17 protein-coding genes and 2 pseudogenes are annotated in these 16,123 nt (G+C 45.5%); 15 read left to right on the top strand and 4 right to left on the bottom strand.

Annotated elements, in window-relative coordinates; translation table 11 throughout:
- A partial coding sequence (locus KY305_RS20425) for a hypothetical protein (protein ID WP_396021546.1) occupies positions 1–94 on the bottom strand: 94 nt, incomplete at its 3' end.
- A 321-nt stretch (positions 95–415) separates the two neighbouring features.
- Here KY305_RS20425 and KY305_RS18990 point away from each other — a divergent pair.
- The 9 genes and pseudogenes from KY305_RS18990 (at position 416) to KY305_RS18950 (ending at position 5,677) form a co-directional block, all read left to right on the top strand.
- A complete protein-coding gene (locus tag KY305_RS18990; protein WP_214800479.1) occupies positions 416–1,135 on the top strand; it encodes a YebC/PmpR family DNA-binding transcriptional regulator in 720 nt (239 codons plus the stop codon).
- A 312-nt stretch (positions 1,136–1,447) separates the two neighbouring features.
- Positions 1,448–1,528 (top strand): annotated as a pseudogene (locus KY305_RS20185) (spore coat protein); the annotation flags it as partial.
- Between the two features lie 299 nt (positions 1,529–1,827).
- Positions 1,828–2,694 (top strand): annotated as a pseudogene (gene ant(6) / locus KY305_RS18980) (aminoglycoside 6-adenylyltransferase).
- A 190-nt stretch (positions 2,695–2,884) separates the two neighbouring features.
- Positions 2,885–3,133, top strand: a complete 249-nt coding sequence (locus KY305_RS18975; RefSeq protein ID WP_061520246.1) for a spore coat associated protein CotJA — start codon at positions 2,885–2,887, stop codon at positions 3,131–3,133.
- Entirely contained in the window at positions 3,117–3,380 is a 264-nt protein-coding gene (gene cotJB, locus KY305_RS18970) for a spore coat protein CotJB (RefSeq protein ID WP_223063810.1), read from the top strand. Before KY305_RS18975 ends, cotJB begins: the two co-directional genes overlap by 17 nt.
- Positions 3,381–3,394: 14 nt before the next feature.
- Complete coding sequence (gene cotJC / locus KY305_RS18965; RefSeq protein WP_223063809.1) at positions 3,395–3,964, top strand: spore coat protein CotJC; 570 nt, start codon at positions 3,395–3,397, stop codon at positions 3,962–3,964.
- 91 nt (positions 3,965–4,055) lie between these two features.
- On the top strand, positions 4,056–4,589 hold the full coding sequence (locus tag KY305_RS18960; RefSeq protein WP_223063808.1) for a GNAT family N-acetyltransferase: 534 nt from the start codon (positions 4,056–4,058) through the stop codon (positions 4,587–4,589).
- A 22-nt stretch (positions 4,590–4,611) separates the two neighbouring features.
- A complete protein-coding gene (locus tag KY305_RS18955) occupies positions 4,612–4,890 on the top strand; it encodes a YesK-like family protein (RefSeq protein ID WP_223063807.1) in 279 nt (92 codons plus the stop codon).
- Between the two features lie 97 nt (positions 4,891–4,987).
- On the top strand, positions 4,988–5,677 hold the full coding sequence (locus KY305_RS18950) for a YetF domain-containing protein (protein ID WP_223063806.1): 690 nt from the start codon (positions 4,988–4,990) through the stop codon (positions 5,675–5,677).
- 32 nt (positions 5,678–5,709) lie between these two features.
- On the opposite strand, the gene hmoA is transcribed toward KY305_RS18950, so the two are convergent.
- Both hmoA and KY305_RS18940 read right to left on the bottom strand, forming a co-directional pair.
- Complete coding sequence (hmoA, locus tag KY305_RS18945; protein ID WP_223063805.1) at positions 5,710–6,036, bottom strand: heme-degrading oxygenase HmoA; 327 nt, start codon at positions 6,034–6,036, stop codon at positions 5,710–5,712.
- Between the two features lie 83 nt (positions 6,037–6,119).
- On the bottom strand, positions 6,120–6,482 hold the full coding sequence (locus tag KY305_RS18940) for a VOC family protein (RefSeq protein WP_223063813.1): 363 nt from the start codon (positions 6,480–6,482) through the stop codon (positions 6,120–6,122).
- A gap of 161 nt (positions 6,483–6,643) precedes the next feature.
- On the opposite strand from KY305_RS18940, the gene KY305_RS18935 reads away from it, so the two are divergent.
- The 4 genes from KY305_RS18935 (at position 6,644) to KY305_RS18920 (ending at position 8,931) form a co-directional block, all read left to right on the top strand.
- Positions 6,644–7,507, top strand: a complete 864-nt coding sequence (locus tag KY305_RS18935; RefSeq protein ID WP_223063804.1) for an STAS domain-containing protein — start codon at positions 6,644–6,646, stop codon at positions 7,505–7,507.
- A 180-nt stretch (positions 7,508–7,687) separates the two neighbouring features.
- Positions 7,688–7,861, top strand: a complete 174-nt coding sequence (locus KY305_RS18930) for a YezD family protein (protein WP_223063812.1) — start codon at positions 7,688–7,690, stop codon at positions 7,859–7,861.
- Between the two features lie 31 nt (positions 7,862–7,892).
- The gene (gene ribR / locus KY305_RS18925) at positions 7,893–8,195 is read left to right on the top strand and encodes an FMN riboswitch-binding regulator RibR (protein WP_223063803.1); all 303 of its coding nucleotides are present in this window, start codon (positions 7,893–7,895) and stop codon (positions 8,193–8,195) included.
- A 91-nt stretch (positions 8,196–8,286) separates the two neighbouring features.
- Positions 8,287–8,931, top strand: a complete 645-nt coding sequence (locus tag KY305_RS18920; RefSeq protein WP_223063802.1) for a Bax inhibitor-1/YccA family protein — start codon at positions 8,287–8,289, stop codon at positions 8,929–8,931.
- 216 nt (positions 8,932–9,147) lie between these two features.
- Here the strand turns inward: KY305_RS18920 and KY305_RS18915 are convergent, their stop codons facing one another.
- A complete protein-coding gene (locus KY305_RS18915; RefSeq protein WP_223063801.1) occupies positions 9,148–10,218 on the bottom strand; it encodes a DUF3900 domain-containing protein in 1,071 nt (356 codons plus the stop codon).
- 162 nt (positions 10,219–10,380) lie between these two features.
- Between KY305_RS18915 and KY305_RS18910 the strand changes: the two genes are divergently transcribed.
- Both KY305_RS18910 and ltaS read left to right on the top strand, forming a co-directional pair.
- Positions 10,381–13,566 (top strand): bifunctional cytochrome P450/NADPH--P450 reductase, encoded by a 3,186-nt coding sequence (locus tag KY305_RS18910; protein ID WP_223063800.1) that lies wholly within the window; start codon positions 10,381–10,383, stop codon positions 13,564–13,566.
- Positions 13,567–13,991: 425 nt separating this feature from the next.
- A complete protein-coding gene (gene ltaS / locus KY305_RS18905) occupies positions 13,992–15,920 on the top strand; it encodes a lipoteichoic acid synthase (protein ID WP_223063799.1) in 1,929 nt (642 codons plus the stop codon).
- Positions 15,921–16,123 lie beyond the last annotated feature (203 nt).

Here is a 16,123-nt window from a genome sequence, read left to right as displayed (position 1 = left end):
TTTTTAGATTGACCATTTGGCCGCGGAGTTGTTTGTATTCTCCCGCGCGCTGTTTTGCGGCGGAAAGCAGGGTGGTTGCTTCGAAAACTTTCATGACCATATCCTTTCTTTTGTTCGATATCAAAATTTTACCACGTGTTGCCGGATGTGCAGTGTAGGAAATAGGTAATGAGGATAAAATGAATCTTTTGGCTTGCGACTTAATTCCTGTATCCTGAATTTTTGTGTTTCATACATACAAAAGTCAGAGTTCGTTAATGGCACGTTCAGCTGCTCCGCCGTTATTTTGACAGGGAGAAAATCTGCTGGCTGCTTTTTCTAACGTCTTACACTCGAAACAACCAAACCACTTGAGGTATAATAGAAAAAGAGTATTTATCATACAGATTCAATTCGTGAAAGAGAGTGGAACAAAATGGGCCGTAAGTGGAACAATATTAAAGAAAAGAAAGCGTCAAAAGACGCGAATACCAGCCGGATTTACGCGAAGTTTGGCCGTGAGATTTATGTGGCGGCAAAACAGGGCGAGCCTGATCCGGAGTCAAACCAAGCGCTGAAAGTAGTGCTGGAGCGCGCGAAGACGTACAGTGTGCCGAAAAACATCATTGAGCGTGCGATTGAAAAGGCGAAGGGCGGTGCGGAAGAGAATTTTGATGAGCTGCGTTATGAAGGCTTCGGGCCGAACGGGTCAATGATCATCGTTGACGCTTTGACAAATAACGTGAACCGGACGGCGCCTGAAGTGCGGGCTGCGTTTGGGAAAAACGGCGGAAACATGGGTGTCAGCGGGTCTGTCGCTTACATGTTTGATGCGACGGCTGTTATCGGGGTTGAGGGCAAATCAGCTGATGAAGCGCTTGAATTGCTGATGGAAGCTGATGTGGATGTCCGTGATATTTTAGAAGAGGATGACAGTGTCATCGTTTATGCCGAGCCTGATCAATTCCATGCCGTGCAGGAAGCCTTTAAAAATGCCGGCGTTGAAGAATTTACCGTGGCTGAACTGACGATGCTGGCGCAAAATGAAGTTGAGCTGCCGGAAGAAGCGAAAGCTCAGTTTGAAAAGCTCATTGATGTATTAGAGGACCTGGAAGACGTGCAGCAGGTCTACCATAATGTAGATTTAGGCGAATAAAGTCAGACAGAAGGCCGGAACATGTTCCGGCCTTTTTTTATTTATACAGGCCTTGTAAAGCGATTCATTTATTATTTTGTGAAAAATGGGCAGATGCCCATACGTTTCGTTCCAAATCTCATAAGCTGGACTGTAACCTATGTGAAGGAGCGATTGATCATGAATGAAAGAAGACCGATTTACGGAGGCTACGGAGGGTTTGGCGGCGGCTACGGCTTTGGAGGCTACCCAGGCGGTTATGGCGGTTACGGGGGCTTCGGCGGATATCCGGGCTATGGCTACGGAGGCTATGGCGGTTTTGGAGGATATCCGGGATACGGCTACGGAGGTTACGGAGGCTATGGCGGCGGATATCCGGGCTATGGCTACGGAGGTTACGGCGGAGGCTATGGCGGATACCATCATTACCCGTTCCATCATCGGGCCGGCCAGTATGCCTGATCATAAGAGAAAGGCACTCTTGAGCAGCAAGAGTGTTTTTCTCATGTTCTTGCAGCTGAATTGTACTGTTGGAACAAAATTATCAGTACATAGGGTTTTCTGCAAATCATGAGCTGGCTCACAGACCTTTTCTTTCTGTTGATTATAACTCCACTCAGTAAAACGAATATGATAAAATTCCTTTTAAGTTATTGGGGAAAAATCACCGTTTATCCAAAAGGGGCTGATCTCTTTGTCGGGAGGTTTTACATGTGAGAAGTGAAAGCGAAATGATGAATTTCATTCTTGATATTGCAAAAAAGGACGAGCGAATCCGCCTTGTTACATTGGAGGGGTCAAGGACCAATAAACATGTACCGAGAGACCGATTTCAAGACTATGATATTTCTTATTTTGTGACCGATATGGATTCTTTCACGTCCGACGACGGATGGCTGGCCTAGTTTGGAGAAAGAATAATGATGCAAAAACCTGAAGATATGGAACTTTTCCCTCCGGAGCTTGGAGGCTGGTTCTCCTATTTAATGCTTTTTAAAGATGATCATAAAATCGATTTAACCTTGATCCCTGTAAATCAAACAGAGCATTATTTTGCAGAAAGTGATGGTTTGGCGGAAGTATTATTAGACAAGGATGACCGAATCCGCCGCAGAATGATTGCGACTGATGAACAATATCATATCAAGAAACCAACTTCCAGGGAGTTTGATGATTGCTGTAATGAATTTTGGATGGTTTCAACGTATGTTATTAAAGGGTTAATGCGTAACGAAATACTGTATGCGCTGGATCATATGAATGGCATTTTAAGACCTAATGTATTGCGTATGATTGCTTGGAATATTGGGATAGAAAATCAGTTTTCAATAAGTGTGGGGAAGAATTACAAGTATATTCAAAAATACATGGATGCAGAAGACTGGGAAATCCTGCTGAATACCTATGTCGGCAATACGTATGAAAGCGTGTGGCAGGCATTATTTGATTGTTATGATCTCTTTAGAACATATTCAAAGTCAGCGGCTTCTGCATTAGGATATAAATATCCTGGGTATGATAAGCAAATTACGGATTATTCGTTGAAAAACTACGATCGTTTCCTTCAAAGTTTTACTTGAAGAGACGGTTCAAGCTGAAGATCCGCATGAGAAAAGTCCGTTCTAATGAGCGGACTTTTTTGCAGCTCAGATCATGCCTTTGTACATGCCGGCTTTTTTTTGGACGAAATGATCCTGAACCGGAAAGGCATAAATGCCTTTCCATGTTCATACCTATTAAGGTCATGTGTTTCTTGAAAGGAGGATCGTTATGAAAGAAAACGAGCCGTTTACACCGATCAAATCCTATAAGCCCTTCCACAGCAGGTTTGATCCGTGCCCGCCGATCGGGAGAAAGTATTACAGTACGCCGCCGCAGCTTTATATGAGATTTCAGCCGTATCATTTAGAGCAATTTTCTCCGATGGAGGCATTAAAAAAAGGAACCCTTTGGAAGGATCTGTATGATTTCTATGATAATCCTTATCGGGGGGGAATCGAATATGGCGAAAAAGATTGATGATGAATATTACCGGCTGCTGGAGCAAATACAGGCGGCGGATTTTGTCTTGGTGGAACTGACGCTTTATCTTGATACACATCCTCATGACCGCCTTGCGCTTCAGCAGTTTCATGAATATTCCCGGTACTCAAAGCAGCTCAGAAAACGTTTTGAGCCGGAATACGGACCGCTTTTGCAATACGGCGTCAGCCAGGTTGGGGCACAGTGGGATTGGAGCCGCGGTCCTTGGCCATGGCAAGTATAGGGAGGGATCAGTGAATGTGGGTATATGAAAAAAAGCTGCAATATCCTGTGAAAGTCAGCACTTGCAACCCGATGCTGGCGAAATATCTCATTGAGCAATACGGCGGGGCGGACGGCGAATTGGCCGCAGCGCTCCGGTATTTAAACCAGCGCTATACGATACCTGATAAGGTCATCGGGCTGCTGACTGATATCGGCACGGAGGAATTTGCGCATTTAGAAATGATTGCGACGATGATTTATAAGCTGACAAAGGACGCGACGCCTCAGCAGATGCGTGACGCGGGGCTTGGCGATTATTACGTCAATCACGACAGCGCGCTGTTTTATCAAAATGCGGCAGGTGCCCCGTTTACTGCAACTTACATACAGGCGAAGGGGGACCCGATCGCTGATTTATATGAAGACATCGCGGCAGAAGAGAAGGCAAGAGCGACATATCAGTGGATTATTGACATTTCAGATGATCCTGATTTAAATGATTCCCTCCGTTTCTTGCGCGAGCGGGAAATCGTCCACTCCATGCGTTTCAGGGAAGCGGTTGAGATTTTGAAAGAAGAACGCGGCAAGAAGAAGATTTTCTAAAACGGCCCTCCTTGAAGAAGGCTGTTTTTTTCTGGGCGGAGTTTGTTTTATAATAAAGGTGTCCAATATTCTGACAATACGGGAGGCCTTTATGACATCTTTTACGATTACAAACGATACAGCTGGGACTTTTCAAGCTTCCCTTGCACTGCCGGATGATGCTCAAGCGGTCATGGATCTGCTCGTGTCTGCGGCGAAATGGCTTCGCGACAAGGGATCTGACCAGTGGAGCGGCCTTTTACATGGTGAAGATACGCATAACATGCGCGGCTCGATCGCCGAAGGGCATGTTTTTTTATTCAAGCGGGACGGAGAGCTGGCCGGTGTTGTCATGCTGCTTCCCGAAGCGAGTGAGTGGGACAGACGGCTGTGGGGCGAAGACGGCCATGAGGAGTCTGTGTATTTGCATCGGCTTGCGATTGCCAGAGAGTTTGCCGGCCGCGGACTGGGCCGGGCCATTTTATCTTGGGCGGAAACGGGCGTTTATTGTCCGGGAAAAACGAAAATCCGCCTCGATTGCGTTTCTGAAAATAAAGCGCTCCAATCGTTTTACAGCCGGATGGGGTATGAATCAAAAGGAAAGGCCGCGGGTTATCTTTTGTTTGAAAAAGAATTGGTGAAATAAGAGCCATGATTGGGGTGGAAGCATGGGGTATTTTTTTATAATCGGTTTGCTCGCGTTTTGTATAGCAGGCGGGGTTTCCGCTTTCCTCCGCAAAAAATGGCCGAAAAAGATGTGGCCGGAATGGCTGTTGGCCATTTTGGCTCTTCTTGCTTTCGGAACGGTTGTATACAGCATTTTCGGAGTCGGCGGCTGGGAAGGCATGGGCCTGGGACTGCTTGCAATCTTTGCAGGGTTCGGTGCTGTTGCCGGTTATATCGCAGAGGTGTGCTTTCGAATCGTCAGATCAGACCGCAAACGGTAAACGCGGCATAGGCTGCGTTTTTTGTGTATTGAGCCGCTGTATAGAAAACAGACGAATGTCCATAATGGTAATGACTTTTAAGAAGTAGGTGCTAATTATGGGACATTTAATCACAGTTGCTTGGGAATTAGTATGCGGTTTGGGCATTTTATTTGTGATTTTAAAGTTGTTAGGTAAGACGCAATTCTCACAAATTACGCCGTTCGATTTCATATCCGCGTTGATTCTCGGCGAATTGGTCGGTAATGCGGTGTATGACAAAGGGGTAAGAATATGGGAAATTATTTTCGCTTCTCTTTTATGGGGCGTTTTGATTTATCTCATTGAACTGATTACGCAAAAAGTAAAAGGCTCGAGAAAGCTTTTAGAGGGCGAGCCGAATATTGTCATCCGCAAAGGAAAGCTCAAATATGATGTGCTGAAAAAGAATAAACTGGACATCAATCAATTGCAAAGCCTTCTCAGACAGGCCAATTGTTTTTCCATTCAAGAAGTGGAATACGCAATTTTAGAAACGAACGGCTTAGTCAGCGTGCTTCCAAAATTTATCCATGATACGCCGACAAACGGAGATTTGCAAATCAAGCCGAAGCAGGTGACGTTGCCGGTCACTCTTATCATTGACGGCGAGGTTCTGTATGAAAATCTTAAAGAAGCCGGATTGGAAGAGCGGCAGCTGAAAGAAGAGCTGAAAAAGCGAAACATCAGCGGGGCAGAGGATGTCCTATTTGCCGAATGGAAGGCTGATAAACCGCTTTATATTCTTCCTTATGAGGAGAAAAAGTAAAAAGAGCTTTGCCCTGCGGCAAAAGCTCTTTTTTATTTCCCATGAATGCCTTTTTTTACGGCTCTTACATGATACATGCCGACATCTGTTCCCAGCATGTAATCAGGCTTAGGCTTGCCTTGGTTTGCTTTATGGGCTGCGATGTGGTCCTCGCTTTTTTCCCATTGCCTCCAGTGGTCTTCAGATTCCCAGCGGATCATCACGACAACTTCTTCATCGCCGCGGCGGACTTTTTTCTCAAGCACCGTTACGTCTACCAATCCTTCTTGCTTTTCGATTACGCCTTCTGAGCTGAAGCGTTCTATGACTTTATCGGCATGTCCTTCTTTTACGGTCATTTTTCTTAATTGCACGAACATATGAAATCTCTCCAATCTTTTTCTCGCTTCATATATTGTAAATGAAAATGATTCTCAAAGTCAACGAACATGCCGGCCGTGTGTTACGCTTTCAGCAGGAAGACATTGTCGTCTTCGTCTGTAAATTGAACGAAGGTGCCCCACTCCATTTGTTTCGGTTCTTCTAAAAACGTGACGCCGTTCTTTTTCATTTGTTCGTACGCAGCAAAGACATCCTCGCACTCAAATACGATAGAAGCTTTCATATGTTCTGACCCTTTCATCATCGCTTTCGGATAGATGACCAAATGAGTATCAGCACCCTTTGGCGCTACTTCAAGCCAGAATGCATTCGGGCCCATCGGATGCTCAGCCACGACCTCAAACCCTGCTTTTTCTGTCCAGAATGTCTTTGCTTTTTGCTGATCATCAGTGTAAACGGCGACTGTAGCGATTTTTTTAATCATCATATAGACCTCCTTGTTTTCTCTTTATAGTGTATCCTGCAAACGAAAAAAGCAACCGATTGTCCTCAATGTGTTGACTCGCCTCCATTTCCCCTAGTACGATTGGCGATTCCGATTTATAATTTAAAAATAGGACAAACGTGTGAAAGAGGAGACGTCATTTGAACATAGACCAATTACTTCATCATTATATTATCAATCATTCGGCTGAGCTGACTGAAAGCTGGCTCAAGCTGAGGCGGAAGCTGAGAGGGCGGTTTTACTCTGCCGATCAATTAAGCCCGGAAATGAAGGAGCTGTTAATTGAGCAGCATACATTTACGAATACAACCATTGCGAGCGCTTTTTTAGATGATCCGGCCGAATTTCAAAACAATAAGGAAAAATGGGCGGCAACGGTGGCGAAAAGCAGGGTGGAGCAGGATGCGCAGGTACACGAGGTTGTAGAAGCGATCGGTAATTCACGAACCGTTTTTTGGGACGCGGTCACCCGTTTTATAGATGACCGAGCGGACATTGTCACAAACGAAGACGCCCGCCGATGGAATCATGTCGTGAACAGCTCATTTGATCAATTAATTACCGATTTTGTCGAGCAGTACCAAAAATTAATGAAATCGAGACTGTCATCCCAGCAGGAGCTGATTTCAGAATTGGGATGCCCGGTCATTTTAATCGCCGATAATATTGGCGTTTTGCCGCTCATCGGCGGAATTGATACGAGACGGGCGCGCGTCATTTTGGATACGGTGCCGGGAAGCTGCGTCTCAAAACGGATCACAAACCTTGTGATTGACCTGTCCGGTGTGCCGATTGTGGATACGATGGTGGCGCAGCAATTGTATACGCTGTCGAAAACATTATTTCTGCTTGGCATCAAAACTGTTTTTTCCGGAATCCGTCCCGATGTGGCGCAGACATCCATCCAATTGGGGCTGGACTTTTCCGAATACCAAACCTACGGAACGCTGGAGCAGGCGCTGGCCAGTATGGGCGTCAGATGTATCGTTGCGGAAATACAATAGAAATGAAGGGCATATCATCTCTCGTGATAAGGATGATATGCTTTTTTTGTATGGCATAAAACATTCAGAAAATTGTTGGAACGATATTGATTTCTCGGTTGGAAAGTAATATCATTATTCTTATGAGAATAGTATGGATTAAAAATCCTAATGATTATGATCAGCTAAAGGGGGAGCATGATGATATCCAAAGCAAATGTTGATCCGCATGTGATTGAAAAAATTATCAGCGCGCTGGAAACCATTGATTTTGGAACTGTTCAGATTACGGTTCATAATTCCCAAGTTACACAAATTGATAAAGTGGAAAAATACCGTTTTTCCTTGAAGAGCAAGGAAGCAAAGCAATCTTAAGGCGAAAAATCAATGACAGGAGGCGGTTCATATGAAGCATTCAGACAGTCCTTTCCAAGAGAGCCGGTATCTGCACCTGCCTGAAGTGCGCTTTCTGCATTGGTGCACGAAGCAATACGGAATTAATAAAGGAGTGCTGAATACGATTGACGGCTGGTTTTATGATGCGGGCATCATTCCCATTCCTGTTAGGCGCCTTTATGTGCTGGCGTTTCTGGACTTTGTGAAGACACCCGGACGGGAGACGAGTATCAGATTCGGGCACGGCGGACTGACGAAAAAGCTGCATGATTTTATGAACATGCAGGAGTGTGCAGCCAAACGGCAGGCATGAACATCCTTAAAATCTTCTTAAAATCATACAAATTTCTCCCATTTTATTTATAATAGACCTATAACGATCATTTTTTGGGAGGACATTTGACATGCAAGCTACTGCTTATGAGAGTAAACAATCTATTATGCAGCGCATCTTAACGGTTTTTGTATTTACGCTGCTTATCGCGACAATCGGCCTATATATCGGCCAATTCATTCCGCCGGCATTGATGCTGCCGCTGTCGGTCTTAGAAGTGGTCATGATCATCGCCGCATTTTGGCTGCGCAGAAAAAAAGCTGTCGGATATGCGTTTGTCTTTACATTCGCTTTCATTTCCGGAATGACGCTGTTTCCGATTATCAGCCATTACGCGTCCGCAGCGGGCGCTTATGTCGTATTGGAAGCGTTCGGTTCCTCATTTGTGATTTTTGCGGTACTTGGCACGATCGGAGCTAAGACGAAAAAGGATTTATCGTTTTTATGGTCCTTTTTGCTTGTCGCGGTCATCGCACTTCTCGCGGTGGGAATCTTTAATATCTTCAGCCCGCTGAATTCCGCCGCCATGATGGCATATTCCGTGATCGGAACGATTGTATTTTCATTGTACATCTTGTACGATTTGAACCAGATCAAACACCGGAACATCACGGCGGATATGATTCCCTTGATGGCATTGACACTCTACATCGACTTTATCAACCTGTTTATTAACCTGCTTCGGTTTTTCGGGATTTTGAATAGTGATGATTAATCGTAAAAGGCGCCCTTGTTAAGGGCGCCTTTTACTGTCTGCCGTCAGAAAACACCGGAGATTTTGCTGACAGACGGGCGGAGCGAGCCTTAAAGATGCAGGATCTGTCGAGATACGGGGTGAACCTGGCATGCAGGAGATCAGCGGTGAGTGCTGCGATTTCTGAAAGAGCCTTATTAAAAAAACAAAGTCCAGAACATAGTGTCTGGACTTTGGTCATTCTTGTACTGTTTTGGTTCGAATCCGCTCAATCACCTCATGCAGCCCTTCCGGTTTATGAAATTCCACCGGCGAACTGCCCTTCTCAAACGAAATCGTTTCTGCTTCAATCAGCGCGACGTAACGCCCGTTTACTTTTGCGAGATGAATCGAATCGCCGAAATCGGCTAGCAATCCTTTAATCTCCGTATCTCCGACTTTCATTTTCAGCTCGGCTTCCGGTGAGTGCTCGATGATTTGCGCAGAGGCTTCAATGACTTGATGGGTGTCGAGACGTTCCTGGATTTCCCGCTTTTCGCTCGCTTCCCAAATTTCAATGTCGTGTTCAAACTGCTGAAGCTCTTCGCTGTTATCTTCAAACGTTTCGTACACGTGCTCCTGCACCATATTCATGACTTGGTTTTTCATGATTTCCGGCATGGATTCACCGTATTCGACAAATTTGAGAAAGTCCTCAAAATACCGGGCGTGGGAGGATTGGTGAATTTTCAGCTCGTGCTCCTCGGTCATTCCTTCTTCCGGCATGTACGGGTATTGGATGCTTTTCATGTTTTTCGTCGTGATGGCCATCTCGACCTTTTTGATAAGTGACGATGTGTCTGAGATGCGGGCGACCTTCGGCTCGAAATCGCATTTCATCATAAAGACGAATTTGTCCTCGAAATATTTGCGAGGCACGGCTGATGCCACGATAAAAACGCCGCCGCGGACCGCGCTCGTATCGAGATAAGTGCGGACGAACTGCTCGCTTACTTCAATAAATGTTTCCTTTGTATTCGCAAGCCGGGCGCGGTTGAAGAGGTTATAATTCGGATTTGAATCAAGCTCATGGCCGGGCTCCGCGATAAAATGGCCGATTTTTGTCGGAACCTGCTCGGATTGAGGGTGCCGGTCGGCTTTCCGTTTGACGATTTTTTTCAATTCGCCGTCCAGAAAATCCTTCAGCTCGCTTTCTTCAAATTCTTCCGTATCCAGTGTCTGAAAATGTTTGAACTGCTTGTTCGCCTGTTCGTCTTTTCCTTCGACTTGGATGACATAAAAAGATAAAAACTTGATTTCAAAATCCATATGTGAACTCACCTTATTTGCGTATTTGACAAGCCTCTCAAGTATAGAAAAAACCGCGATCATCCGTCAATCGGCGGAATCACCACAGAGACGGATAATCGCAGGGTTTAAAGGGCACTGTAGTGTAAAGGAAGGCATTAAACTTCAGAAAGGGTGTTTTTGATGAAGGAAACAAGTCCGATCCCTCAGCCGAAAACGTTCGGCCCGCTCGGAAATCTTCCGTTAATTGATAAAGACAGGCCGACTCTGTCGCTTATCAAACTGGCGGAAGAGCAGGGCCCCATTTTTCAGCTGCATACGCCTGCCGGCACCATCATCGTTGTTTCCGGCCATGAATTAGCGGCCGAGGTCTGTGATGAATCCCGCTTTGATAAAAGTATAGAAGGCGCTTTGGAAAAAGTCCGTGCTTTTGCAGGAGACGGATTATTTACAAGCTGGACGCACGAACCTAACTGGAGAAAAGCGCACAATATTCTTATGCCCACTTTCAGTCAGCGTGCGATGAAAGAGTATCACTCCATGATGACTGATATTGCGGTTCAGCTGATTCAAAAATGGGCCCGGCTTAACCCTGATGAGGTTGTGGATGTGCCCGCTGATATGACCCGGCTGACATTAGATACGATCGGTTTGTGCGGATTCAATTATCGATTTAACAGTTATTACAGAGAGACGCCTCACCCGTTTATCAACAGCATGGTGCGTGCGCTTGATGAAGCGATGCATCAAATGCAGCGCCTCGACTTTCAAGATAAGCTCATGATCAGGACGAAGCGCCAATTTCATCATGATATTCAAAATATGTTTTCGTTGGTTGACAGTATTATTGCGGAGCGTAAGTCCAACGGCCGTCAGGATGAAAAAGACCTGCTTGCCCGTATGCTGAATGTGGAAGACCCGGAAACAGGGGAGAAACTGGATGATGAAAATATCCGATTTCAAATCATCACATTTTTAATCGCAGGTCATGAAACAACGAGCGGCCTGCTTTCTTTTGCAATCTACTTTTTATTAAAAAACCCCGATACCTTGAAAAAAGCCTATGAAGAGGTAGATCGGGTATTAACAGACCCTGTTCCTTCATATAAACAAGTATTGGAGCTTACATATATCCGAATGATTTTAAATGAGGCATTGCGCTTATGGCCGACGGCTCCGGCATTCAGCCTTTATCCAAAGGAAGACACGGTGATCGGGGGGAAATATCCGATCTCGACAAAAGACAGAATTTCCGTTTTAATCCCTCAGCTTCACCGTGACAAGGACGCTTGGGGAGACAACGCGGAAGATTTTTATCCGGAGCGGTTTGAACATCCGGATCAAGTGCCGCATCACGCCTACAAACCGTTCGGAAACGGCCAGCGGGCATGTATCGGCATGCAATTTGCCCTTCATGAGGCAACGCTCGTGCTTGGCATGATTCTTCAGCAATTTAGATTTATTGATCATACGGATTATGAATTGGATATTAAACAAACATTAACGCTCAAGCCGGGTGATTTTAACATTCGAGTGCAGCCCCGAAACAGGGAGGCCGTTCATGCGGCTGTCCTGACGGCTGAAAAAGAAACGCCGGATGTTCAGCAGGAGAAAACAGAAAAGAAAGGCACTTCGATTATCGGGCTCAATAATCGTCCTTTGCTGATTCTTTACGGCTCTGATACAGGAACCGCAGAAGGCGTTGCGAGAGAACTTGCCGATACTGCCAGTATGCACGGCGTCAGGACTGAAACAGCTCCGCTTAACGATCGGATTGAGAAACTGCCGAAAGAAGGAGCGCTATTGATTATCACATCCTCTTATAACGGAAAGCCCCCGAGCAATGCAGGACAATTCGTTCAATGGCTGGAAGAAATCCAGCCAGGTGAATTGGCGGGTGTTCAATATGCTGTTTTTGGCTGCGGTGATCATAATTGGGCCGCCACATATCAAGATGTGCCGAGATTGATTGATGAAAAGCTTGCCCAAAAGGGAGCGGAACGCTTTTCTCCCCGCGGGGAGGGTGATGTAAGCGGTGATTTCGAAGGCCAGCTCGATGAGTGGAAACGAAACATGTGGAAAGACGCAATGAAAACGTTCGGACTCAAGCTTAATGAAAATGCTGAAAAGGAACGAAGTACGCTGAGCCTTCAGTTTGTCAGCGGGCCGGGCGGTTCTCCTTTAGCCCGGTCGTATGAAGCGGTTTATGCAGCTGTGGCGGAAAACCGGGAGCTTCAGGCGGCTGATAGCGGCCGAAGCACCCGGCATATTGAAATCACTTTGCCGAAAGAGGCTGCTTATCAAGAGGGGGATCACCTTGGGGTGCTGCCTGTTAACAGCCGGGAACAAATCAGCAGGATTCTCCGCAGATTCGGCTTAAATGGGAATGACCAAGTGCTCCTGACGGCAAGCGGACAGAGCGCATCCCATCTTCCGCTGGATCGGCCGGTCAGTTTACACGACCTTTTGAGCTATAGCATCGAGGTGCAGGAAGCGGCGACAAGGGCTCAAATCCGGGAACTTGCTGCCTATACGGTTTGTCCTCCGCATAAACGTGAATTAGAAGATCTTCTGGAGGAGGGTGTTTATCAGGAACAAATATTGAAATCACGCATTTCGATGCTCGATCTTCTTGAAAAATATGAAGCGTGTGAACTTCCGTTTGAACGCTTCCTGGAGCTGCTGCGCCCGCTGAAACCGCGGTATTACTCGATCTCAAGCTCTCCGCGGGAAAATCCGGAACAAGCATCGATTACAGTCGGCGTCGTTCGCGGTCCTGCATGGAGCGGCTTGGGAGAATATCGCGGAGTCGCTTCGAATTACTTGGCAGACCGTAAGGCGGGGGATGATATTATCATGTTTGTCCGTACGCCGGAAACACGCTTTCAGCTTCCGAAAGATCCCGCAACACCGGTCATTATGGTCGGCCCGGGGACCGGTGTTGCGCCATTCCGCGGTTTCTTACAGGCACGGGCGGCATTGAAGCGGGAAGGAAAGACGCTTGGTGAGGCTCATTTGTATTTCGGATGCAGAAACGATAACGATTTTATTTACCGGGACGAGCTGGAAGCATACGGAAAAGAAGGAATCGTAACGCTTCATACGGCTTTTTCCCGCAAGGAAGGCGTGCCGAAAACGTACGTGCAGCACTTAATGGCGGAGAATGCCGAGGAATTAATTTCTATCCTTGACCGGGGAGGGCATCTTTACGTATGCGGAGACGGCAGCAAAATGGCGCCTGATGTAGAGGAAACGCTGCAAAAAGCGTATCAGTCGGTCCATGGGGCAGATGAGCAGGCTGCGAAAGAGTGGCTCGGAGACCTCCAAACAAAGGGAATCTACGCAAAAGATGTGTGGGCTGGAATGTAATAAGCATTTGAGGACTGGAGACTATCCAGTCCTTTATTTATGTCAGGCAGAAAAAAATTCATGATTTTACATCCCCGTGCATACAATAACTTCAGCCCGCCAATAGGCAGCCGTCTTCTATATTCATTTTTCGTTTTTTAGCAGTTTGTGTTATTCTTATATTCGGTATCTATTCTTTTTCAGACCGGATCTGACACGGGTATCTTTTTTATGACAGAAAAAAATGTGAAACGAAGAGCGGATATCTTGCGTCTAATGGCTGGCGGGATAGATGTTCAAAGGGCATGACACGAATGATAAATATATCGTTTTTTTAAATGGTGTGTTTATGGGGCTGTGTGATGCTTTCATTTTGCACGGAAAGCAGGAATTGAAACAAAAAGTAAGAATACAGATTTAAAGTGTTTAGGAAAGTAGAGGTTGCCATGAAGAAATTATTTTCTTACAGACTTAGTTTTTTTGTACTGGCTATTATTTTGTTTTGGGCCAAAACGTATTTAGCCTATCATGCTGAATTCAACCTTGGGGTAAAGGGTCCGACACAGCAGTTTCTGCTTGTGATTAACCCGTTCTCAAGCGCCATTTTCTTTTTAGGACTGGCATTATTTGCGAAAGGCCGCAAATCAGCGATTATCATGGTGGTCATCGATTTCATCATGACGTTTATTTTGTATGCAAACATTCTATTCTATCGTTTCTTTGACGATTTCTTGACATTCCCGAACTTGAAGCAATCAGGCAATGTCGGAAATATGGGAGACGGCATTTTCAGCATTATGTCCGGCCATGATATTTTATACTTTGTTGATATTATTATCTTAATCGCACTCTTGGCGTGGAGACGTGAACTGAAAGAATTTAAGCTGAAAAAACGGTATACATCTTTAATTATCGTTACGGGGATTATTTTGTTCTTCATTAACTTATCGATTGCCGAGGAAGACCGTCCGGAGCTGTTAACAAGAACATTTGACCGCAACTACATTGTGAAGTATTTAGGCCTGTATAATTACACGATTTATGACGGCGTGCAGACAGCGCAGACGGAAACGCAGCGGGCATACGCCAGCAGTGATGACCTGACGAGCGTTGAGAACTACACATCGTCGCATTACGCAAAACCAAACGCCGAGTATTTCGGCAAGGCCAAAGGCAAAAATATTATTAAGATTCACTTAGAAAGCTTCCAGTCGTTCCTGATCAACTACAAGCTGAACGGGAAAGAAGTCACGCCGTTCTTGAATAAACTCGCCCGCGGCGGAGATAACATGACGTACTTTGATAACTTTTTCCACCAAACAGGCCAAGGGAAAACATCTGATGCCGAGCTGATGATGGATAACAGTCTTTTCGGTCTGCCTGAAGGATCAGCCTTCGTGACAAAAGGAGAAAATACGTATCAATCACTGCCTGCCATCCTGGACCAAAGTGAAGGGTATACAAGCGCCGTCATGCATGGTGACTACAAATCCTTCTGGAACCGTGACCAGATTTACAAACATATCGGCTATGATAAATTCTTTGACGCCAGCACATACGATATGTCTGACGACAACCTTGTGAATATGGGACTTAAGGATAAACCATTCTTTAAAGAATCTATTCCTAAGCTTCAATCGCTGAAACAGCCGTTCTATGCGCACTTAATCACGCTGACGAACCATTATCCGTTCACGCTTGATCAAAAAGACGCAACGATCGCAAAAGCGACGACCGGAGACGCGACGGTTGATGACTATTTCCAAACCGCCCGTTATCTTGACGAAGCGCTTGAAGAATTCTTTAAAGAATTAAAAGCATCAGGTTTATATGATAACTCTGTCGTTATGCTGTACGGAGACCACTACGGAATCTCTGAAAACCATAACCGCGCGATGAAGGAGATTCTAGGCAAAGAGATTACGCCTTATCAAAACGCTCAAAACCAGCGCGTGCCGTTGATGATTCACATTCCTGGCAAAAAAGGCGGAGTGAACCATACGTTCGGCGGTGAAATGGACGTTATGCCGACAATCCTTCACCTTGAAGGCATTGACTCTAAGAAATATATTAATTTCGGTACGGACCTCTTCTCGAAAGACCATGATGATACGGTCACATTCCGAAACGGAGATTATGTTACACCGAAATACACATCAATTTCTAACGTCGTTTACGATACGAAGACAGGAAAAGAACTAAAAGGCAATCAAGAAACGAAGAACCTGAAAGCAAGAGTGACAGAGCAGCTGAAACTGTCAGACAGCGTCATGTACAAAGACTTGCTCAGATTCCACAAATTGAGTGACTTTACGCCGGTTGATCCGTCCAAATATCATTACGGCAAAGAAAAGCTCAACGAAGACAATAAATAAACAGAAAGAGCCTGACGGGACATATTCCCGTCAGGCTCTTTTTTTGTGTGTATCTTGATCATTCTGAAAAAAGAGGCAGCTTTTGATCACAAAGGGTGCCAATCTCTCATATCTTACAGTAGATTTTGAAACCGATGATAGAGAATCGGACAAATTATCGGGTGGGTTTCTCTGACATGAGCGGTTTCGATTTCAATATTCAT

Source organism: Bacillus sp. YC2 (assembly GCF_019891195.1).
Lineage (GTDB): Bacteria > Bacillota > Bacilli > Bacillales > Bacillaceae > Bacillus.
Note: the sequence above shows the minus strand (reverse complement) of the source record. Positions and strands in the feature narration are given on the sequence as shown.